The organism is Gordonia lacunae, from assembly GCF_002149015.1.
In the GTDB taxonomy this organism is placed as follows: Bacteria; Actinomycetota; Actinomycetes; order Mycobacteriales; family Mycobacteriaceae; genus Gordonia; species Gordonia lacunae.
The window spans coordinates 48611-69681 of sequence record NZ_NGFO01000009.1 but is presented as its reverse complement, the minus strand read 5'-3'; the positions used below and the strand labels follow the sequence as shown (position 1 = coordinate 69681).

The 21071-nt window shown below is 68.0% G+C and carries 19 protein-coding genes and 1 tRNA gene; 7 read left to right on the top strand and 13 right to left on the bottom strand.

What is annotated here, in order from left to right; translation table 11 throughout:
* Window positions 1-52: 52 nt before the first annotated feature.
* A complete protein-coding gene (locus CA982_RS09780; protein ID WP_244176195.1) occupies window positions 53-1672 on the bottom strand; it encodes an ABC-F family ATP-binding cassette domain-containing protein in 1620 nt (539 codons plus the stop codon).
* 214 nt (window positions 1673-1886) lie between these two features.
* On the opposite strand from CA982_RS09780, the gene CA982_RS09775 reads away from it, so the two are divergent.
* Window positions 1887-2897, top strand: a complete 1011-nt coding sequence (locus CA982_RS09775; protein ID WP_086535142.1) for an enoyl-CoA hydratase/isomerase family protein — start codon at window positions 1887-1889, stop codon at window positions 2895-2897.
* A 24-nt stretch (window positions 2898-2921) separates the two neighbouring features.
* On the opposite strand, the gene CA982_RS09770 is transcribed toward CA982_RS09775, so the two are convergent.
* The 3 genes from CA982_RS09770 to CA982_RS09760 form a co-directional block, all read right to left on the bottom strand.
* Window positions 2922-3671, bottom strand: a complete 750-nt coding sequence (locus tag CA982_RS09770; RefSeq protein ID WP_244176194.1) for a hypothetical protein — start codon at window positions 3669-3671, stop codon at window positions 2922-2924.
* 7 nt (window positions 3672-3678) lie between these two features.
* Complete coding sequence (locus tag CA982_RS09765; protein WP_086535140.1) at window positions 3679-5289, bottom strand: peptide chain release factor 3; 1611 nt, start codon at window positions 5287-5289, stop codon at window positions 3679-3681.
* Between the two features lie 357 nt (window positions 5290-5646).
* Entirely contained in the window at window positions 5647-6663 is a 1017-nt protein-coding gene (locus CA982_RS09760) for a beta-ketoacyl-ACP synthase III (protein ID WP_086535139.1), read from the bottom strand.
* Window positions 6664-6960: 297 nt separating this feature from the next.
* Between CA982_RS09760 and CA982_RS09755 the strand changes: the two genes are divergently transcribed.
* Together CA982_RS09755 and CA982_RS09750 are read left to right on the top strand one after the other, a co-directional pair.
* Window positions 6961-8034, top strand: a complete 1074-nt coding sequence (locus tag CA982_RS09755; protein WP_086535138.1) for an ATP-binding cassette domain-containing protein — start codon at window positions 6961-6963, stop codon at window positions 8032-8034.
* A complete protein-coding gene (locus CA982_RS09750; protein WP_086535137.1) occupies window positions 8031-8795 on the top strand; it encodes an ABC transporter permease in 765 nt (254 codons plus the stop codon). Before CA982_RS09755 ends, CA982_RS09750 begins: the two co-directional genes overlap by 4 nt.
* Window positions 8796-9141: 346 nt before the next feature.
* Here CA982_RS09750 and CA982_RS09745 read toward each other — a convergent pair whose 3' ends face one another.
* The 3 genes from CA982_RS09745 to CA982_RS09735 form a co-directional block, all read right to left on the bottom strand.
* The gene (locus CA982_RS09745) at window positions 9142-10161 is read right to left on the bottom strand and encodes a beta-ketoacyl-ACP synthase 3 (protein WP_086535231.1); all 1020 of its coding nucleotides are present in this window, start codon (window positions 10159-10161) and stop codon (window positions 9142-9144) included.
* Window positions 10162-10272: 111 nt separating this feature from the next.
* Window positions 10273-10839: an aminoacyl-tRNA hydrolase gene (gene pth, locus CA982_RS09740; RefSeq protein WP_086535136.1), complete on the bottom strand. Its 567-nt coding sequence runs from the start codon at window positions 10837-10839 to the stop codon at window positions 10273-10275.
* Between the two features lie 76 nt (window positions 10840-10915).
* Entirely contained in the window at window positions 10916-11557 is a 642-nt protein-coding gene (locus tag CA982_RS09735; RefSeq protein ID WP_086535230.1) for a 50S ribosomal protein L25/general stress protein Ctc, read from the bottom strand.
* Between the two features lie 237 nt (window positions 11558-11794).
* On the opposite strand from CA982_RS09735, the gene CA982_RS09730 reads away from it, so the two are divergent.
* On the top strand, window positions 11795-12256 hold the full coding sequence (locus CA982_RS09730) for a limonene-1,2-epoxide hydrolase family protein (RefSeq protein WP_086535135.1): 462 nt from the start codon (window positions 11795-11797) through the stop codon (window positions 12254-12256).
* A gap of 16 nt (window positions 12257-12272) precedes the next feature.
* Here CA982_RS09730 and arsC read toward each other — a convergent pair whose 3' ends face one another.
* The 4 genes from arsC to CA982_RS09710 all read right to left on the bottom strand — a co-directional run bounded on the left by arsC (window position 12273) and on the right by CA982_RS09710 (window position 15896).
* Complete coding sequence (arsC, locus tag CA982_RS09725; RefSeq protein WP_086535134.1) at window positions 12273-12614, bottom strand: arsenate reductase (glutaredoxin); 342 nt, start codon at window positions 12612-12614, stop codon at window positions 12273-12275.
* Window positions 12615-12713: 99 nt separating this feature from the next.
* Window positions 12714-13556 carry a catechol 1,2-dioxygenase gene (gene catA / locus CA982_RS09720; RefSeq protein ID WP_086535133.1) on the bottom strand — a complete coding sequence of 281 codons (843 nt, stop codon included), beginning with the start codon at window positions 13554-13556 and terminating at the stop codon, window positions 12714-12716.
* 52 nt (window positions 13557-13608) lie between these two features.
* The gene (locus tag CA982_RS09715) at window positions 13609-15246 is read right to left on the bottom strand and encodes a 4-hydroxyphenylacetate 3-hydroxylase family protein (protein ID WP_086535229.1); all 1638 of its coding nucleotides are present in this window, start codon (window positions 15244-15246) and stop codon (window positions 13609-13611) included.
* Between the two features lie 74 nt (window positions 15247-15320).
* Entirely contained in the window at window positions 15321-15896 is a 576-nt protein-coding gene (locus CA982_RS09710; protein WP_086535132.1) for a flavin reductase family protein, read from the bottom strand.
* 274 nt (window positions 15897-16170) lie between these two features.
* On the opposite strand from CA982_RS09710, the gene CA982_RS09705 reads away from it, so the two are divergent.
* A complete protein-coding gene (locus CA982_RS09705; RefSeq protein ID WP_462686311.1) occupies window positions 16171-17103 on the top strand; it encodes an AraC family transcriptional regulator in 933 nt (310 codons plus the stop codon).
* Between the two features lie 201 nt (window positions 17104-17304).
* Here CA982_RS09705 and CA982_RS09700 read toward each other — a convergent pair whose 3' ends face one another.
* Window positions 17305-18282, bottom strand: coding sequence for a ribose-phosphate diphosphokinase (locus CA982_RS09700; RefSeq protein ID WP_086535130.1), 978 nt, complete (start codon window positions 18280-18282; stop codon window positions 17305-17307).
* A 57-nt stretch (window positions 18283-18339) separates the two neighbouring features.
* Window positions 18340-19800 (bottom strand): bifunctional UDP-N-acetylglucosamine diphosphorylase/glucosamine-1-phosphate N-acetyltransferase GlmU, encoded by a 1461-nt coding sequence (glmU, locus tag CA982_RS09695; protein WP_086535228.1) that lies wholly within the window; start codon window positions 19798-19800, stop codon window positions 18340-18342.
* A gap of 327 nt (window positions 19801-20127) precedes the next feature.
* Here glmU and fabG point away from each other — a divergent pair, with 327 nt between their 5' ends.
* Together fabG and CA982_RS09685 are read left to right on the top strand one after the other, a co-directional pair.
* Entirely contained in the window at window positions 20128-20883 is a 756-nt protein-coding gene (fabG, locus tag CA982_RS09690) for a 3-oxoacyl-ACP reductase FabG (protein WP_086535129.1), read from the top strand.
* A gap of 114 nt (window positions 20884-20997) precedes the next feature.
* Window positions 20998-21069: transfer RNA gene (locus tag CA982_RS09685), tRNA-Gln, on the top strand.
* The last annotated feature ends 2 nt before the right edge of the window (window positions 21070-21071 follow it).

The window sequence follows — 21071 nt, the reverse complement described above, 5'->3', positions numbered from 1 at the left end:
CGCAGTATGCCGCCGAACGGTTCTCGGCGCCGGGTGCGTCACCGACTGTTCGTCAGCGGTCTGCTTCGGCAGCCGGATGTTCGGGGTCCGTTCGTCCGGGGCCCGTCTGCCCGGGCGACGTTGCCGGTGTGCCGTCGGCGGCACCCGGGGACACCCGCCGCTCGATTCCGATCCGGTCGAGGAACCCGGCGTCGTGCGAGACCACCAGGAGCGCACCGGTCCACGCCTCGAGTGCGTCGACGAGTTGCGTGACGGTGTCGAGGTCGAGGTTGTTCGTCGGTTCGTCGAGGATCAGGAGTCTCGGAGTGGGGTCGCCGAGCAGGGCGTCGGCCAGGGCGACGCGCAGTCGCTCCCCGCCGGACAGTTCGCCGAGCGCGCGATCCGCGCGGGCCCCCCGGAACAGGAACCGCGCGAGGTGCGCCCGCACCTCCTGGGTGGGGATGTCGGGGTGGCTCCGCGCCAGGTGCTCGGCGATCGAGCGAGCCGGGTCGGGGAAGGTGATCCGCTGAGGCACGAATGCATACGGCACGACGACGGTTTCGCGTGCGATGAGGTCGGCGATCAGCGTGGACTTCCCGGAACCGTTGGGCCCGACGAGGGCCACCCGCTCGGGACCGTCGACCCGCAGGCGGTCATCGACGATGATCTGGGCGCGCGGGGCCACCTCCGGCGTCGGTACGACGATCCGCGCGGAGCGGTCGGCCCGGATGTCCTCACGCGCCTCATCGAGACGCGTTGCCGCGGAGGCGACATCGTCGCGATGGGCGTTGCGGAGCTTGCCCGCCGACACCTGTGCCTCACTCCGGCGATTGTGCGCGACGATCTTCGGCACCCGCTTCTCGCGCTCGGCGGTGGCACCGGTCCGGGCCCGCCGGTCGAGTTTGATCAGTGCCTCGGACATCTCCCGGCGCTGTTTGCGCAGGTCGCCGGCAGCGGTGGCGACCGCGGCCTCGGCGGCTTCCTGCTCGGCGTCGACGATCTCGCGGTACTGCGAGTACGGGCCCCCGAACAGTCGCACGTGACCGCGATACAGCTCGACCGTCGCGTCGACGCGCTCGAGGAGCTCGAGGTCGTGACTCACCACCACAACCGTGCCCGCGAACAAGTCGATCGCGTCGAAAAGCCGTGCGCGGGAGTCGGTGTCCAGGTTGTTGGTCGGCTCGTCGAGAAGCAGGATCGTCGGATTGGCGAGTAGTGCGGCGACGATCGCCAGCAGGGTGGCCTCACCGCCGGACATGGCCCCGACCGGGCGGTCGAGGTCGCGCGGCAGGCCCATCTGCCCGAGTAGTCCGATGGCGCGCTCCTCGACACCCCAGTCGTCTCCGACGGCGTCGAAGTCCTGCGGATCGACCGAACCGTTCTCGATCCGCTTTATGGCGCAACGGATCTCGTGGATGTTGAGTGCCTGCGCGACGGTGGCAGACGGATCGGACTGCGGATCCTGCGTGACCACGCCGACCTCGGTTGTCGCGGCCCCGCCTGCGACGGTGACACTGCCGGACGCCGGCCGCAGCCGGCCCGCGATCAGGCCGAGGAGCGTCGATTTGCCCGCACCGTTCGCACCGATGAGAGCGTAGGTCTCGGCGCCGAGAGCGAGGTCGAGGTGATCGAAGACGGCGGTCCCGTCCGGCCAGGCGAACGAGACGTCGGACAGCACGATGGAAGATGGCATGAGCACTCCTGAAGTGGGTCGGGTACACCGACGAGGGCGTCGGTGGTGTCCGCCGGCGGTGCCGACGGGCCGGGGCCACTTCAGTTCTTCATCGCGGTCGATCACTCCTGACAGGTCTGCGGGCAAGTGGTGACCACCGTAGCGGACCCGCCCGGCGTTGCCAACGGAATTACTCCCGTGTGGTCGGATCCGCGGTCACCGCTACGGTTGGGGTATGTCTCATATCCGAACCTCGGTGTCCAACGGCGTCGGCGAGATCGTCCTGGACCGGCCCAAGGCTCTCAATGCGTTGGACCAGAGCATGATCGACGACATGTACGTCACTCTCGGCGAATGGGGTGACGACGACGCGATCGACACGGTCCTCGTCACCTCGGCGAGCGACCGCGCATTCTGTGCCGGCGGCGACATCCGCGCGATCCGCGAGCACGCCATCGACGGCGATGCCGCGTCCATCAGCAGGTACTTCGGCAGCGAGTACCGACTCGACCAGCTCGTCGCCGACTACCCGAAGCCCTACATCAGCCTCATCGACGGGGCGGCGATGGGCGGCGGACTCGGGATCAGCGTGCACGGCGAGATCCGGGTGGTCACCGAGAACGCGATGATCGCGATGCCCGAGACCGCGATCGGCTTCTTCCCCGACATCGGTTCGACCTACTTCCTCCCGCGGCTTCCGGAGGGTGTGGGCATGTGGCTCGGCCTCACCGGCGCCCGGATCCGCGGTGTCGACGCGGTGGCCGTCGGCCTGGCAACGCATTTCGTGTCCGCCGCGGATCTGCCGGCGGTCGCCGACAGCATCCGTGCGGGCGCGCCGCTGGCCGACGCCCTGGCCACCTCGGGTACCGAGGACACGAGCGATGTGCCCCTGCGGAAGGTCGGTGAGTACTTCGCCGACGACAACGTCAACGCCATCCTCGGCGGACTGCGCGGCGCGGTCGGCGACGACTGGGCCCAGGAGATGGTGGGCCTGCTCGAGAACGCCTCGCCCACCAGCCTGTTGGTCACCGCGGCGATGATCAGCGCCGGCGCGAGGTCGGGAATCGACGAGTGCTTCGACCGCGAACTGTCCGCGGCGGAACAGATCACGACGACCCACGACTTCCGTGAGGGCGTGCGGGCGGTACTCGTCGACAAGGACCGCAGCCCCGCTTTCGACCCGGCCACGATCGACGACGTCGATCCCGCCCTGGTGGCGCGGATCGTCGGCGTACCCGCCGGTTGAGCCGACGCCTCGACGCCCCGCGTCTCAGGGCGTGAGCTGAAACCATCCCGACAGTGCGACGCTGTCTGTCGAATTGCCTTCGGCGTCCGGCTGTTTCGTCGTCGACGACTCGTCGAGGTCGTAGGGGACGTCGTCGTCGGGAGCGAGTGGGTTGGCGTCGACCCGCGTCGCCGTCGGACAGGTGAACGAGCCGGCCGCGAGCGTGCCCGACATCCCGCTCACGCTGAGCTGGCACGCCGCCGAGTGGTGGTAGACACCGTTGATCGAGACACCGATCTGAGCGTTGATCGGCCTGGTCAACGGCCCGACGGTCGGGCGGCTCGCGCCAACGGGCGGTAACAGGCCACCGGTCAGTTCGCTGATCAGGAACTCGATCTGCGCACCGCCGGCACCGGCGTCCTTGAACACGAACAGCAGTGAGTCGGGTGGAACATCGGGCCGGATGGGTCCCCACCGGTCGAATTCGTAGCAGCTCGGGTCGGCGGTACGGGTCGGGCCTGCCGCGGGTCCGCGGCCGGAGTCCGCCGGGGTCTTCGTGACCGCGACCTTGATGTTGCCGTGGCGGAACTCGAAGTTCTGGCCGCTGCGGTCGACGCTGCCCTGGGGTGGCTTCTCGGCGCAGATCGCGGAGTCGACCGGCCGCGCGGTGGGCAGCGGGGTCGAAGTGGTGGTCGTGGCCTGCGGCGCGGTGTCCGAGCCGCAGGCCGCGATGAGTGCCGACACCACCGCACCCATCAGCACCGCAGCACGAACGGGCCGTCCCCGTGAACCCACCGTCCGGTCAGTCCGCTGCCGCGACAAGGGGTTCGAGGGTGAGGTCGGGGTGTTCCTTCTCGATGTACTGCAGGCGCCACTTGTCGCTGAAGAGGGCCAGGACCGCGCCGTCGGTACGGGTGAAGACCTCCACGCCGCGTTGGCGGTTCAGTTCGGCCGCGCTGTCGGCGTCGGTGCGGCGGGCGAGGGTGTAGCCGAGCGGTTCGATGATCGTGTCGACGTTGTACTCGGCCTTCATCCGGGCGGTCACGACCTCGAACTGCATCGGTCCGACGGCGGCCAGGACCGGTGACGCCTCACCGCGGGTCTCGTTGCGCAGCACCTGGACCACGCCCTCGCTCTCGAGCTGGTCCATGCCCTTGCGGAACTGCTTGTACTTGTCGGCCGTGGTGGCGCGCAGGGTCGAGAAGTGTTCCGGCGCAAACGAAGGGATCGGCGGGAACTGCACCTTGGGACCGTCGTAGAGGGTGTCGCCGGGTGCGAGCGCGGTGGCGTTGACCAGACCGACCACGTCGCCCGGATAGGCGGTGTCGACCGTCGAGCGATCGCGGCCGAAGACGGCCTGGGCGTACTTGGTGGCGAACGGTTTTCCGGTCTGGGCGTGGGTGACGACCATGCCGCGCTCGAACTCGCCGGACACGATACGCATGTAGGCCAGGCGATCCCGATGACTCGAGTCCATCCCGGCCTGCACCTTGAAGACCACCGCGCTGAATGGGTCGGTGACCGGGCGGGGGGTGCCCTCGATGTCGGACCGGGGGCCGGGTGGGGGAGCGAGTTCCACCAGGACTTCGAGGAGTTGCCGCACACCGAAGTTGAGCATCGCCGAGGCGAAGATCATCGGCGAGGTCTGGCCGGCCAGGAACAGTTCCTGGTCGTGGTCCTGACCCATCTCGGTGAGCAGTTCGCTCTCCTCGAGCGCCGAGGTCCACTCGTCGCCCTCGCGGGCCTGCGCGGCGTCGGCGGACATGATCTCCTCCGGAGCGATCTTGGCGCCGCCGGCGGTGCGGGTGAAGTGCATGTACTCGCCGGTGCGTCGATCGAGGAGGCCGCGGAAGTCACCCGCGATGCCGACCGGGAAGAAGAGCGGGGTCGGCGTGAGGCCGATCCGCTCCTGGATCTCGTCGATCAGCTCGAGCGGACTGTGTCCCGGCCGGTCCCACTTGTTGATGACCGTGATCACCGGGATACCCCGATGGCGGCACACCTGGAAGAGCTTGAGGGTCTGCGGTTCGAGTCCCTTGGCGGCGTCGATGAGCATCACCGCGGCGTCGACCGCGGTCAGCACGCGGTAGGTGTCCTCGGAGAAGTCGGCGTGACCCGGGGTGTCGACGAGGTTGATCACGCTCGGGACCTCGGGGTCCGGCTGGGCGGCCGCGGAGTAGTTGAACTGCAGTGCCGTCGAACTCACGGAGATGCCGCGGGCCTTCTCCATCTCCATCCAGTCGGAGACGGTCGACTTGCGCCCCGCCTTGCCGTGGACGGCGCCGGCCTCGCTGATCATCCGCGCATGCAGCGCCAACGCCTCGGTCATCGTCGATTTACCGGCGTCGGGGTGGGAGATGATGGCGAAGGTTCGACGACGCGTCACTTCGCGACTGATCACCTCGGAACTCACGAGGTTCCAGGTTACCGGGCGTGCCGGGGGCGGCCAAACCCGCCGGGTCCGGCGTCGGGGCAGGTTGTGCCGGTACGCGGCACCTCATGCCCCGCCCCAGAACTGGGAACCCGTCACCGCTGCGGTGCGTCTGATCATCGTGCAGCCTCCCCCGGGCCTTCGGCGCCGCGCTCTCGCCCGGGACGGGGTACTGACCATGGCCGATGCGACGGGATGGCGTTCCAGCGAGACCGCAGCCGCCGAAATGACCTCATCGCATTGGGTTGGACCGTCCTCGACGCGTCACGTGGGGTGATGTACGGGAGCGGCCCGACGACGACGTGGCACGTGTCCGCCAGGCGCTGGGCTTGCAGCGCCCTACTCGAACGGAACCGGCGGCATGGTGACGACCTGCGCGGCGTAGGAGAGCCCGGCGCCGAAGCCGAGGAGCAGCGCGGTCTGTCCGGGCTGCGCCTTGCCGGTCGACAGCAGGTCTTCCATCGCGAGCGGGATCGAGGCCGCGCTGGTGTTGCCGGTGTACTCGATGTCCTTGGCCACCACGGCGTCCTCGCGCAGGTTGAGGTTCTTGGCGAGCAACTCGTTGATGCGGGCGTTCGCCTGGTGCGGGACGAAGACGTCGAGGTCCTCGGAGCCGAGCTTCGCGGCCTCGAGGGCGCGGTGGGCGACCTTGCCCATCTCGAAGGCGGCCCAGCGGAACACCGCGGTGCCCTCCATACGCAGGTAGGGGCGCTGGGTGCGGTCGCTGTCGAGGAAGGTGATCCAGTCGAAGTCCTGGCGGATGGCGTTGAACTGTGAGCCGTCGGAGCCCCAGATCACCGGTCCGAGCTGCTGCTGTTCGGTGGGTCCGACGACGACCGCGCCGGCGCCGTCGCCGAAGATGAAGCAGTTGGTGCGGTCGGTCATGTCCATGGTCACCGAGAGCTGTTCGGCGCCGATGACCAGCACGTGGGTGGCGCTGCCGCCGCGGATCATGTCGGAGGCGAGTGCCATGCCGTAGCCGAAGCCGGCGCAGCCGACGGTGACGTCGAAGGCGGGCACGCCGTTGCAGCCCAGTTCGGTCGCGACCTTGGTCGCGCCCGCCGGGGTCAGCAGCAGGTGGGTGTTGGTGGCGAGGATGACGGCGTCGATGTCGGACCCCTGCAGCAGCGCGTTGGCGATCGCCTTGCGCCCGGCGTTGACCGACATCTCCATGACGTTCTCGTCGCGACGCGCGAACCGGCGGGTCTTGATCCCCGTACGGGTGTAGATCCACTCGTCGGAGGAGTCGATGTGCTGACAGATCTCCTCGTTGGTGACGACGCGTTCGGGGCGGTACGCGCCGATGCCGAGCATGCCGATGTTGTTGATGCCAGTGGTGTCTGCGATGACCGCCATGGTGAACCCTTCCCAAAACGTGCCCGGCGAATATGTGACCCGACATACGACGGTACTCACACGGTCTCTTACTGGGAAGTAGCGGGACCCCGCCCGGAATCGTTACCTGCCCGTGGAATGCGGACCGAAATCGTCCGCAATGCGCGCAATGCTGGTCCGCAGGTCGATCGAACACCGTCGGGACGTCGGAAAGTCACCCCCGGTGACGACGATCAGCACACGCTGACGTGCGCGACCCGAGCCACCGGTCGGCACACCGGGCAGCAGACGACGACGACATCGAGAAGGGGAGTCCGCATGATCCATGCACGCGGGTTGGTCCAGGTGTTCCACACCGGGAAAGGGAAGAAGAAGCGCGAGGTGAGGGCCGTCGACGGTGTCGACCTCGACATCGCCGAAGGAGAGGTGGTCGGGTTCCTCGGCCCCAACGGCGCGGGCAAGACCACGACGCTGCGGATGCTGACGACCCTGCTGCGGCCGACCGCGGGAACCGCGACGGTCAACGGCTTCGACGTGGCGACCGACCCGGTCTCGGTCCGGCGCAGCATCGGCTATGTCTCGCAGGCCGGCGGCACCTTCAGTCAGGCGCAGGCCGGCGACGAGATCGTCGATCACGGCATGCTCTACGGGCTGTCCCGGGCCGAGGCGACGCGCCGCGGACACGCCCTGTTCTCGCAGCTCCAGCTCGACGGACTGTGGGAACGGCAGCCCAAGAACATGTCCGGCGGCCAGAAGCGGCGGCTCGACATCGTCATGGGGCTGGTCCACGAACCGTCTCTCGTCTTCCTCGACGAGCCCACGACCGGGCTCGACCCGCAGGCCCGGGCCAATCTCTGGGACCACATCCGGCGCCTGCGCACCGAGCGTGGCGCGACCGTCTTCCTCACGACGCACTACCTCGACGAGGCCGACGAACTGTCCGACCGGATCATCATCATCGACAACGGCCGCATCGTGGCCGCGGACACCGCTGACAACCTGAAGGCACAGGTCTCCGGTGACCTCGTGACACTCGAGGTCACCGACTCTGCGGCCGTGTCCACCGCCGCGGAGAAACTGGCCTCGGTCACCGGTGGCGGCGTCGAAGGCCGGGTCGAGATCGACGGCCGTCATGTCCGCAGCCGGGTGCCGCGGGCCGGCCGGGCGGTTCCCGGTCTGCTGCGGGACCTCGACGCCGCGGGGATCATGCTCGACTCCATCGAGGTCATCCGGCCGACCCTCGACGACGTCTTCCTCACCCTGACCGGCCGGTCGCTGCGCGACGCCGAGACCGAGCGGAGCGACGACATCACACCGAGCACAACCGATACCGAATCCGGCTCGGCCGCCGCCGCGTCGTCCGAACTCGACCAGCAGGGGGCCAACCGATGACCACGTTCTTCCGCGAGAGCACCATCGTGTTCCGCCGACAGATCCGCATGAACCTGCGGAACCCGGCCTGGGTTCTCATCGGCGTGATGCAGCCGATCCTCTACCTCGTGCTGTTCGGACCTCTGCTGAAGCCGCTCGTCGCTCAGTTCCCGGGTGGCGCGGACAATCCGTACACGTTCCTGGTGCCCGGTCTGCTCGTCCAGCTGGGCCTCTTCGGTGCCTTGTTCGCCGGCTTCAGCCTGATCGGCGAATGGCGCGAAGGGGTCATCGAGGCCGAGCGGGTGACGCCCGCGAGCCGCACGGCCCTGCTCACCGGCCGGCTCATGCGGGACATGCTGCAGCTTCTCGTGCAGGCGCTGATCCTGGTGGTGCTGGGTTACCTGATGGGCATGCGCGGTTCGGTGGTCGGCGTGATCCTCGGCATCATCATCACGATGCTGATCGGTGGCGCGTGCGCCGCGGCGTCGAACGCCCTGGCGTTGACCACCAAGAGCGAGGATGTGATGGCGCCGCTCATCAACATGGTGATGATGCCGGTCCTGTTGCTGTCGGGCATCCTGCTCCCGATGACCCTCGGGCCGTCGTGGCTGCAGAGCCTCAGCGACTTCATGCCGTTCCGCTGGATCGTCGACGCGGTGCGCGACACCTTCTCCGGAGACCTCGCCAGCGCTCAGGTCCTGTGGGGCGTCCTCGCGTCACTCGTTCTCGCCGGGCTCGGAACCCTGTGGGGCACGTCGGTGTTCCGCAAGGAGAATGCTTGACCTGTTCCTGGTCCGATCCGGGACAACGCCCTTCGTGGCTCGCTTCGCTCGCACCTCAGGGAGCAAGAGATCCGGACGCTCACGAGTGCTCTTTCGAAGTCCGCGACGGCCGCCAGGCCGCAGATTCCGAGGAGCACCAGGAGCTTGCGGGGGCGACCGACCCCTGCTCCCTGAGGAGCGCCCGGAGGTTGTGGGGGGCGGCCGACCTCTGCTCCCTGAGGAGCGCCCGGAGGTTGCGGGGGCGACCGACCCCTGCTCCCTGAGGAGCGCCCGGAGGTGGTGGGGGGCGGCCGACCTCTGCTCCCTGAGGAGCGCCCGGAGCTTGCGGAGGGCGCGTCTCGAAGGGTCAGTCGAAGCTGGTGATCGCCGGGGCCGGCGGCAGGGTCACGACCGCGCCTGCGTAGCTGAGGCCTGCGCCGAAGCCGAGGAGCAGCGCCGTCTGCCCGCCCCTGGCCTTGCCGGTCGCGAGCATCTCCTCCATGGCGAGGGGGATCGAGGCCGCCGAGGTGTTGCCCGTGTTCTCGATGTCGTTCGCCATCGGTAGGTCGTCGGGGAAGCCGAGGTTCTTCTTCATCAGGTCGTTGATGCGGGCGTTGGCCTGATGGGGCACGAACACCTCGATGTCCTCGACGCCGACGCCGGAGGTCTCCAGCACGGTGGCGAGGGCCCTGGGCAGCGTGATGGCCGCCCATCGGAACACCTTGGGTCCCGCCATCGTCACCACCATGCGACCGACCGGGTCCGTCTCGGGATCCTTGTCCTGAAAGGCCTGCGCGCGGTCCATGTACTCGGGGATGTCCCAGTTCTGGCCGATCGCCTCGGCGTTCTCGCCGTCGCTGCCCCAGACGGTCGGAGAGATCCCGTTCTCGGCACTCGGCCCGACGACCACGGCCCCGGCGCCGTCGCCGAAGATGAACGCGGTGTTGCGATCGGTGGGGTCCATGACGACCGACATGGTCTCGACACCGACGAGGAGGACGTACTCGGCGCTCCCGGCACGGACGGTGTCGGCGGCGACCCCGAGTCCGTAACCGAAGCCGCCGCACCCGGCGGCGACGTCGTAGGCGGGAATCCCGTTCAGGCCGATGTCGAAGGCGACGATCGGCCCGCCGTGCGGGATCTTGGTCTTCCAGCTGTTGGTGGCGAGGATCAGCGCACCGATCTTCTCCTTCGCGATGCCGGAGTTCGCGATGGCCCGCTCGGCGGCCGCGGCGGCCATGGACCGCGCCGACTCGTCGCCGCTGATCCATCGGCGATTGCGGATGCCGCTGCGCTCGAAGATCCACTCGTCGGAGGAGTCGAGGACCTCGCACACCTCGTCATTGCTGACCAGGCGTCGCGGGCGGTAGGCGCCGATGCCGAGCATCGAGACGTTCTGATGTCCGGTCTTCACCGAGAGGTTGACCACTGTTGCCGATCCCTTCGCATTGCCTGCCGCAGCGAGTCTACGGCCGTGCGGCCGCCCGCTCGGCCGTCCTCACCAGGCGTGCACGGTGTTCTGCGCGGACTCCAGATCCTGTCCGAGCAGCAGTTCGACGGCGTCGCAGCCGTTCGCTATCAGGAGTTCGACATCGCTGCGGGCCGAGGACGGGAACGGCTTCAGCACGAAGTCGGCGGGATCCTGACGGCCCGGCGGTCGGCCGATACCGATCCGCACACGCAGGTAGTCGCGCGTCCCGAGTACCTGACTGAGTGACCGCAGTCCGTTGTGGCCGCCTTCGCCGCCGCCCCGTTTCAGGCGGACGGCGCCGAAGTCGATGTCGAGTTCGTCGTGGACGACGATCAGATCGTCGACGGACACGGAGTAGAACTTCGCGAGTGGGCCGATCTGACGGCCGGACTCGTTCATGTAGGTGCGCGGCTTGGCCACGAGCACCGAATGGCCGCCGAGGCGTACCTCGGCGACCTCGGCGCCGGACTTCTTGTGCACCTTCCAGCGCTCGCCGGCCGAGGCGACGAGGCCGTCGGCGACCATCGCGCCGACGTTGTGCCTCGTCTTCTCGTACTTGGACCCGGGATTGCCGAGTCCGACAACCAGTTTCACCACTGTGGGAGCTTCACTGCCGGGAAGTCGCACTCATGCGGAACCCCACCACTCGACCGAGTGGCCGAGGGTCGGATTACTCCGACTCCTCGGTGGCTTCCGCGGTGGCCTCGGCGTCGCCCTCGCCCGCCGCGTCGGCGGAGCCGTCGGCCTCGGACTCGGTGGCGGCGAGCTGCGCCTCGGTGACCGACACGATGAGGGTCTCCGGATCTGCGGTGAGCGTCACGCCCTCCGGCAGGTCCAGATCGGCCGCGTGTACGGACAGGCCGATCTCGGCGCCCTCCACGCTGACGACGATCTGCTCGGGGATCGACAGGGCGTCGGCCTCGACCTCGACGACGCTGGCGTCCTGGACGACCAGGGTGCCCGGCGCGGCATCGCCCTCGACGATGATCGCGATCTCGACGGTGACCTTCTCGCCGCGGCGGACGATCAGCAGGTCGGCGTGCTCGATGTAGTTGCGGATCGGGTGGACGTCGACCTGCTTGGTCAGCGCGAGCTGGCTGCTGCCCTCGATGTCGAGATCGATGACGGCGTTGAGGCCGCTGTTACGGAGGATCGCGGCGAACTCGCGAGCCGGGAGGTGCAGGTGCTGGGGGTCGGTGCCGTGGCCGTAAAGGACGGCGGGGACCTTGCCCTCGCGACGTGCGCGACGGGCTGCGCCCTTGCCCTTCTCGGTGCGGGTGCTGACGGACAGCTTGCTGGTCTGGGTGGCCATGATGGTCTCCTCGCGATCGGTGGGTGTGTTCGGTCGGCGTCGCGACGAGCAACACCGGGCACGAGGACCGACGCGGGCATCCATCCGCCCGTAGGGCGTGACGACTGCTGCGATGGCCGCGCCGATCACGGTGACTGGGTCACCCTCGCCGAGACAACGGCGACCAGAGTAGCCGATGACCAGCCGGGATGTCACATCCCCCGCTGCCGACGCCGAGCTCGGGGATACTGGTCTGCCATGACCTCACAGACGCCGATCGAGATCGTGACGACCCTGCTGACCGAGTTCGCGCGGGGCGACGTGCCCGCCGCACTGAAGACCATCGACGACGACATCGCCTACACGAACGTCTCGCTGCCGACGATCCGCGGGAAGCGGAAGGTGGCCGGCGTGCTGGGCGGGGTGGCGCGTAAGGACTCGGTGGGATTCAACTACCGGATGATCAACGTGAGCGCCGACGACTCCGGTGTGGTGCTGACCGAGCGGGTCGACGAACTCCGATTCGGCCGGCTGCACCTGCAGTTCTGGGTGTGCGGTCGCTTCGAGGTGCGCGAGGGCCGGATCACGGTGTGGCGCGACTACTTCGACTACTTCGACATGACGAAGGCGCTCGTCCGCGGGGTCGTGGCCCTGGCCGTGCCCTCGGTGCAAAAGCCGTTGCCCGCGCCGGCGGTCTCGGCCCGGCCCGCGACCGCCTGACCCGGCCGCTGCCGGGTCAGAGGATCTCGTCGAGTTTGTCGATGGGTCGCGGGATGCGAGCGCCCTTGGCGGTCACGACGATCGGGCGTTCGACGAGGATCGGGTGCTCGACCATCGCGTCGAGGATCTGATCGTCGGTGGCCGAGGCGAGATCGAGCTCCTTGTAGAGGGCCTCGCGTGTGCGGACCGCCTGTGTGGGTGTGACCCCGGCGTCGGCGAACAGCTCGACGAGTTGCTCGCGGCTGTACGGCTCGTCGAGATACTTGACGACGGTCGGCTCGATCCCGGCGTCGCGGAGTGCCTGCAGCGCCTTCCGCGAGGTCGAACACTTCGGGTTGTGATAGATCGTCGCGTCCACGGATCACACGGTACCCCGCCGGACCGCAGCGGTGCCCGAACGTCCGGTGCCGCGCCCCCGGTCCGGATGCAGACCGGGGCCGCGGCACCGGGATCGTCGCTACTCGGGATCGAGAACGAAGTCGTACCGGACGCAATTGCGCCCCGCCGCATCGGGTTTCGGGTCGAGGAGAAGTTCGGGCTTGGTGGCGGAGGCGACGTCGCTGTCGAGCCAGTCGCCGCCCTGGAAGTACAGCTGGGTGATGATCGGGTGCCGCCGGTGCGCGGCCACCCGTAGGTGCAGGTGGGCAGGACGCCACGGGTGCCAGCCCGCCGCTTCGATGAACTTGCCCGTCGGCCCGTCGGTCGGGATCTGATACGGGGCGGGCTGGATCGTGGTGATCTCGTAGCGGCCGTCACCGTCGGTGACGACGGTCCCGCGTAGGTTCCACTCCGGGAGGTGCGGCGCGAAGCCCGAGTAGTAACCCTCCGCGTCGGCATGCCAGATCTCGATCGTCGCCGCCGGGAGCGGAGTGCCGTCCAGACCGGTCACCTGCCCGTGCAACACCAGCGGGGTCTGCCGGGCGTCCCGACCGCGCATCGGCAGCGTGCACCGCGCGGGCAACAGCGGGGCATCGGGGAGATAGTAGGGGCCCTCGATACTGCCCTTGGAGCCCTGATACTTCCGGGAGTTCACCTCCTCGATGTCGTGTTCGACGAACACGTCGAGCAGCAGCGGCCATTCGCCGCCTGCGCCGACGTCGATCAGCCACTGCTTGAGCACGCGGTACTCGTCATAGGTGATCTCGTACTTGTCGATCAGTGCGCTGAAACCGGCAAAGGCCTCGGTGGCGATGGCCGACAGCCGTTCCGGGGAGGTGTCCGCGGTGACGCGCAGGTCGGTGAAGTTCTTCGTCGCCGCGCTGCCGGAACCGGCCGCGGTCGGACTCTCGATGGTGGTCATGGTGTGTCCTCGTGCTGGATCAGATGGGGGTGGACTGGGCGGGACGGCATGGTCACCGGTTGCCGAAGTAGCTGACGTCGTCGTTGCCGAAGAGGTCGGGCACCGTCCAGCCGTCGAGGTCGTATTCGGAGAGGCACTGTTCGGCGAGACCCTTCATCTGCGTTGCCGTGCCCCGGTTCTCGGCGAACATGAGCAGTTCGGCCTTGACGCCCTCGTGGTTGCCGGCATAGTTGCGCTCGTACAGTTCGTGACGTCCGCCGAACTCGCTGCCGATCGAATCCCACAGTGCCTTCATCACCTTCACGCGGTCGACGGCGACGATGCCGTCGGACCCGCGGACGTACTTGTCCAGGTACGGCCGCACATGGGGGCTCTTGAAGTCGGCGGCGCTCGAGGGCAGGTAGATCAGGCCCGACGCCACGTCCTGCTCGATGATCTCCTTGACGCGGGGATAGCCCTGCTGGGCGAACATGCGGTAGGTGAGCCCGTACTCCAGCTGCGGGATGACGGTGTCACCGATCCACGGTTCGGGGTTGTGGACCATGGCATCGGTGAGGGACCAGAACAGATTTCGCCATCCGATGACCTCACCGACGCGGGTCTGGACGCCGCGGAATCCGCCGGCGCCGGTGCAGTCGAGTGCCTTCATGAGCAGGCCGGCGATGAAGTCGAGTTTCACCGCGAGGCGGGTGCAACCCTGCAGGGTGAAGCGGGGGAGGAAGCCGGATTGCGGGAAGAAGGAGTTGATCTTGTCGACGTCGCCGTACATGAAGACGTTCTCCCAGGGCACGAGAACCTTGTCGAACACGAAGATCGTGTCGTTCTCGTCCATCCGGCTCGACAGCGGGTAGTCGAACGGTGTGCCCATCACCGCGGCCTGCTGCGTGTAGGACGAGCGGCAGATGAGCTTCACCCCGGGCGCGTCCATCGGAACGGTGCAGATCAGCGCGAACTGCTTCTTCTTGATGGGCAGTCCGTAATGGGAGATGAAGTTGTAGTTGGTGATCGCCGAACCGGTGGCGACGACCTTGGCTCCCGACACGATCAGGCCGGCGTCGGTCTCCTTCTCCACCTTCATGAACACGTCTCCGACCTCGTCCGGCGGCAGCTGGCGGTCGACCGGCGGGTTGATGATCGCGTGGTTCCAATACAGGACCTTCTCCTGCGATTCCCGGTACCAGCGCTCGGCATTGGCCTGGAACGGGGCGTACAACTCCGAGTTCGCATGCAGGGTGCCGAGGAAGCTGGCCTTGTAGTCGGGGCTGCGGCCCATCCAGCCATAGGTCATCCGCGCCCAGGTCGCGATCGCGTCGCGGTCCTTCACCAGGTCCGCCGACGACTTCGGTGCCCGGAAGAACGGCATGGTGACGCCGCCGTTGCCGGTGTCGGTCGGGGCGGTCACCGCGTCGGCGGTCGCCGGATCGTGCATCGCATCGTAGAGTCGCGCGGTCATCCGGATCGGGTTACGGAAGGCCTCGTGAGTGGTCACATCCGCGACACGCTCACCGTTGAGCCAGATCTCGCGGTCGTCACGCAACGACTCGATGTACTCGTCACCGGTCATCGGACGGGTCGCGAACGTCTCGGTCCGGTTGGCCTCGGAGTCGGCGGCCACGTTGACCTTGGTGCGGTCGATGCCGGCGGAAGCGGCGTCGGGCTCGGTGTCGGGGAAGATGTCGGTCGCGGTCATGGTGATCCTCATTCGTGTTGTGGGACGGTCGTTCTCAGATGGTCAGGGCTGGCTGGGGTGAGATCCCCGGTGGCTCAGGCCGATGCCGCGACGGGCACCGGGACGCAGCTCGGGGTGAAGCGGGCACTCGCGTCGAACCACCGGCTGTGCGGGTCGTCGAGGCTGCCGCAGTACGCGGCCGATCCGGAGCGATCGCCGAGCTCATGGAAGGTGCTGCGGTAGAACAGGAGCGGCTCGGCGGAGCTGTCCACCACGGCATCGACGATCTCGCCGATGTAGATGATGTGGTCGCCGCCGTCGTACGACGCCCACGGCGAGCAGATGAGCGTCGCCGCGTTACCCGACAGCGCTGGCACGAGCCACTGCGATGACCATTCGGGGCCGGGGCTCTGCGGCTTGCCCGCGAAGTGCATCGCGGTGTCGAGCTGGTCGGACGCCAGGATGTTCACCGCGAACGGGGCGTCATCCAGGTAACCGCAGGCCTTGGACTTGCGGGTCAGGGTCACCTGGCACAGGCGTGGTTCCAGGGAGATCGCGGTGAATGCGGTCACCGTCGCGCCGTGGGCCTCGCCGTCGGCGTTGGCGCAGGTGATGACCGTGACACCGCTCGCGAATTGACCGAAGATGTTCCGCATCGCTCGTTGGTCCATGGGGATCAGCTCCTCAATGCTCGGCACCGGTTGTGGGTCTGGGACGCGGTGCGTGGTTGCTGTGGCAGCGAATCTATGACCGCGGTCACAGATCGTCGATCCGCATTGCGAAGCGGCGATCCGTATTGCGCAGGGGATGAAATGCAGGCCGCCATGGCGATGGGAAGTGATGACCGTCACAGCTAGGGTGGACGTCGTGAGGGTTGTATCGACGCCTGTTCCGGGGGATGGCCAGGCATCCGTCCCGGGCCGTGACTCGTCGGCAAGACGGGTGGTGAGCTCGGGAAATGCCGACTGGGACGAAGTCCACGAGGTCGTCGCCGATGCCTACTTCCCGCACGAGCTGAGGCCCCTGTCGCGAGATGATGCGTCGCACTACCGGCTGGAGTCCGCGGCGATCGGATCGACGGTGCTCGCGCGTATCGGCTTCGGCGCCGACGTGTCCATCGACTCCGATCACCCGGGCGCGTGGGGGATCAACATCCCGCTGTCGGGAAGTCTGTCGTCGATCACGGAGGGTCGGGAGATCGTGTCGGAGCCGGGCCAGGCCACGCTGAACCCGCCCGATACGCCGACACGGATCACCAACTGGAGCCGGTCGTGCGAGATCATCGGCTTCAAGGTGGAGCGGGACTATCTGCAGCGTGAGATCGACCGCATCGCGGGCCGGCCGGGGCGGTCACTCACGCGCCAGCTCGATCTCCGTTCGGGCGCGGGCGCGGAGTGGCTGGGCCTGTTGCGGTCGGCCCGCCAGCAGGTGGCCCAGTCGGAGAATGTGTTGCTGCGCAACGAGAGAATGGCCGAACAGCTCGGCGGCATGCTCACCACCGCTCTGGTGCTGGCCGCGCTACCGGAGTCCGAGGACGCCCTCGCGGGCACACGGCCGCGCACGGTGAAGCGGGTGATAGACGCGATTCACGTCGATCCGGCGCATCCGTGGACGGTCGGTGAGCTGGCCGAGATCGGCTGCGTCAGCGCCCGGCGCCTGCAGCAGGGTTTCCGCGAATGTGTCGGGATGAGTCCGATGGAGTACCTGCTCGACGTCCGGCTCGAGTGCATCCACAACGATCTGCTGGCCGGGGGCGCCTCGACGATCACCGATGTCGCCACGCGGTGGGGTGTTCTGCACACCGGCCGCTTCGCCGCGGCCTACCGCCGCAAGTACGGTGTGGCGCCGTCGGAGACGAAACGGATGGCGGGTGGCTGAGTCGCGAGGACTTCGAGCGACCGCCCCTGCTCCGTGAGGTGCGAGCGAAGCGAGCCACGAAGGGTCTCGCAAGGCGTCTCACCGAGCCCTTCGTGGCTCGTCGCTAGCGCTCCTCGCACCTCAGGGAGCGGTAGGGCCTGGTCGCGAGCTGAATGTCCCAGGGCGGTACAGCGAACGCTTCTCGCCGGGGAGCCGGACCCGTCAGGCAATACCGTCGAACAGGCTTGTGACAGAACCGTTCTCGAAGACCTCACGGATCGTCTGCGCGAGTAGTGGGGCGATGGAGAGGACGGTGAGGTTCTCGAAGCGCTTCTCGGGCGGGATCGGCAGGGTGTCGGTGGCGATGACCTCCTTGGCGCCGCAGCTCGCGAGACGCTCGGCCGCGGGGTCGGAGAACACGCCGTGGGTGGTGGCGATGATGACGTCGCCCGCACCGGCGTCCTTGAGGACCCGCACGGCGCCGGCGATGGTGCCGCCGGTGTCGATCATGTCGTCGATCAGGATGCAGGTGCGCCCTTCCACCTCGCCCACCACGCGATTGGACTTGACCTGGTTGGGCACGAGCGGATCACGCGTCTTGTGGATGAACGCCAGGGGCGCGCCACCGAGCGTGTCGGCCCACTTCTCCGCGACACGCACGCGACCGGAGTCCGGGGAGACCACGGCGATGTTGTCGGTTCCGTAGTTGTCGCGGATGTACTCGGCGAGCTGGCCGAGTGCGTGCATGTGGTCGACGGGTCCGTCGAAGAAGCCCTGGATCTGGTCGGTGTGCAGGTCGACGGTGATGATCCGGTCGGCGCCCGCGGTCTTGAGCAGATCGGCGATGAGGCGGGCCGAGATGGGCTCGCGTCCGCGATGCTTCTTGTCCTGGCGGGCATAGGGATAGAACGGCAGGATCACGCTGATGCGCTTCGCCGAGCCGCGCTTGAGGGCGTCGATCATGATGAGCGCCTCCATGACCCACTGGTTCAGCGGGTACGGGCAGCTCTGCAGGACGAAGGCGTCCGATCCGCGGACCGACTCCTCGAAGCGGACGAACAGCTCGCCGTTGGCGAAGTCGCGCGCGGTCTGCGGCGTGACCTTGATGCCCAGTTCATCGGCGACTGCTTCGGCGAGTTCGGGATGGGCACGACCAGAGAACAGCATCAGGTTCTTCTGGTTGTCAGTGGTCCAGGTCATGAAAACTCTTCTGTTCGTGTCGTTTCGGATCTGCAGGGTCGAGCGCGGGTCGGGGTGTCAGGCCGTCCCGGAGTCGTTCTCGCGAGCGTCGAGGGCCGCGCGCGCCGCCGCGGTGTCGGGGCGCTTGCGCACGACCCAGTCCTCGATGACGCGTTGTTCTCCCGCCGAGACCGCGAGGGCCCCCGGCGGTACATCTTGCCGCACGACGGTTCCGGCGCCGGTGTACGCCCCGTCGCCGACGGTGACCGGGGCGACGAACATGTTGTCCGAGCCCGTGCGGCAGTGGTCGCCGATCACCGTGCGGTGCTTGGCGACACCGTCGTAGTTGACGAAGACGCTCGACGCGCCGACGTTGGAGTGCTTGCCGATGGTGGCGTCGCCGACATAGGTGAGGTGCGGGATCTTCGACCCCTCGCCGATGGTCGCGTTCTTGGTCTCGACGAAGGTGCCGATCTTGCCCGCGACCCCGAGCGCCGTCCCGGGTCGGAGGTAGGCGAACGGACCGACGGTGGCGTCGGCGCCGATGACCGCGTCGCTTCCGTGCGTCCGGATCACCTGCGCACCCGCGCCGACGGTGACATCGGTGAGGGTGGTGTCGGGTCCGATCACGGTGTCGGTGGAGATATGGGTGCGGCCGTGCAACTGTGTGCCCGGCCGGATCTGCGCGTCGGGCTCGATGGTGACGTCGATGTCGATCCACGTGGTGGCCGGGTCGACGACGGTCACCCCGTCGAGCTGATGGCGACGGATGATGCGCCGGTTCAGTTCGGCGCCGAGCGCGGAGAGCTGAGCGCGGTCGTTGCAGCCGGCCACGAGTACCGGATCGGCGACCGTGTGGCCACGGACCGCGCGGCCCTCGCCGCGGGCGATCTCGACGATGTCGGTGAGGTAGTACTCGCCCTGCACGTTGTCCGTCGACAACTTCGACAGACCGACGCGCAGTGCGGCGGCGTCGAAGGCGTACACGCCGGCGTTCACCTCGGTGATCGCGCGCTGCTCGGGGGTCGCGTCCTTGTGTTCGACGATCGCCGCGACGGCGTCCCCGTCGCGGATGATGCGCCCGTATCCGGTCGGATCGTCGGCGACGAAGCTCGTCAGCGTCACGGCCGCCCCGCCGTCGGCGAGGTGGGTGTCCACGAGGGCGCGCAGGGTGTCGGCGTCGAGCAGGGGCACGTCGGCGGCGGTGACGATGACGGTGCCGTCGAAGTCGCCGGGGAGCGCGCTGAGTCCGACCCGGGCGGCGTCGCCGGTCCCGCGGGGCGAGTCCTGCTCGGCGATGCCGACCTCGACACCCAGGAGTGCGGCGACCTCGCCGATGGCCGTCGTGACCCGTTCGCGCTCGTGGCTGACGACCGCGACCAGGTGTTCGGGCCCGATGCCCGCCGCGCCGTGCAACGCGTGGCCGACGAGTGACCGTCCGCCGATGGTGTGGAGGATCTTCGGGGTCTTGGACTTCATGCGGGTACCGGCGCCCGCGGCCAGGACGATCACGGCCACGGATGGCGACGTTCCCGTCATCGAATGCCCACCCTCTTCCTGATCGGTGACTGCCACGATCATGTCTCCTCGACGGCGCCGGCGGGGGTCGCTGACCCGGCCCGCGGTCGCACGTCGGGTGCGATCCTACGCATCGGTGCCCCATGGCAGAAATGCAGCGCGCTGTTTGTGCCGGATCCTCCCGACCGGGCCTGATAGAACACATAGGGACCGCGAACGCCGAGCGATCAATCGGTAGATCCTGACGATGTCCCAGTGGATTGTCACGGACGGATCAGGGTGGGTGCGGCAGCGAGAACCATGCGCCGGAGATGTCCGGTTCGTGAAACGACCACACGGAGGTAGTGAATGAGCACGCAGAAGACGGCGATCGTCACCGGGGCCGCACGGGGGATCGGCGCGGCCGTGGCCAAGCGTCTGGCCGACGACGGACTGGCGGTGGCCGTCCTCGACCTCGACGCCGACGCCTGCGCCGATACGGTCAAGGCCATCACCGACGCCGGCGGCAAGGCCGTCGCGGTGGGCGCCGACGTGGCCGACGAGGCCTCGGTGAACGCTGCGGTGGACAAGGTCGTCGCCGAGCTCGGCAAGCCGACAGTGGTCGTCAACAACGCAGGCATCACGCGTGACAACCTGCTGTTCAAGATGACCGTCGACGATTGGGACGCCGTGATGGCCGTGCACCTGCGTGGTGCGTTCAACGTCACCAAGGCCGTGCAGAAGTACATGGTCGAGGCCGAGTGGGGACGCATCGTCAACCTGTCGAGCACGTCCGCGCTCGGCAACCGCGGTCAGGTCAACTACTCGGCGGCCAAGGCGGGCATGCAGGGATTCACCAAGACCCTCGCCATCGAACTCGGCCGGTTCGGCGTGACCGCCAACGCCATCGCGCCCGGGTTCATCGAGACCGAGATGACCGCCGCCACCGCCGAGCGCGTCGGCGTGCCCTTCGAGGACTTCAAGCGCGCCGCGGCGGGCCAGATCCCGGTCAACCGCGTCGGCGTGCCCGAGGACATCGCCCACACCGCGTCCTTCTTCATCAGCGAAGGTGCCGGCTTCGTGTCCGGGCAGGTCGTCTATGTGGCCGGCGGCCCGAAGGACTGATCGGTCCCGGACCCCGTTTTCGGCGACGCGATCCCGATCCGGAGTCGCGTCGTCGAAACGAGGTCGCGCCGACGTGGGTGCCGTGGTCCTGTGGCACAATCGTCAGCGCAGTGATCCGCCATGGTGTAATCGGCAACACTCCTGATTTTGGTTCAGGCATTCTAGGTTCGAGTCCTGGTGGCGGAGCT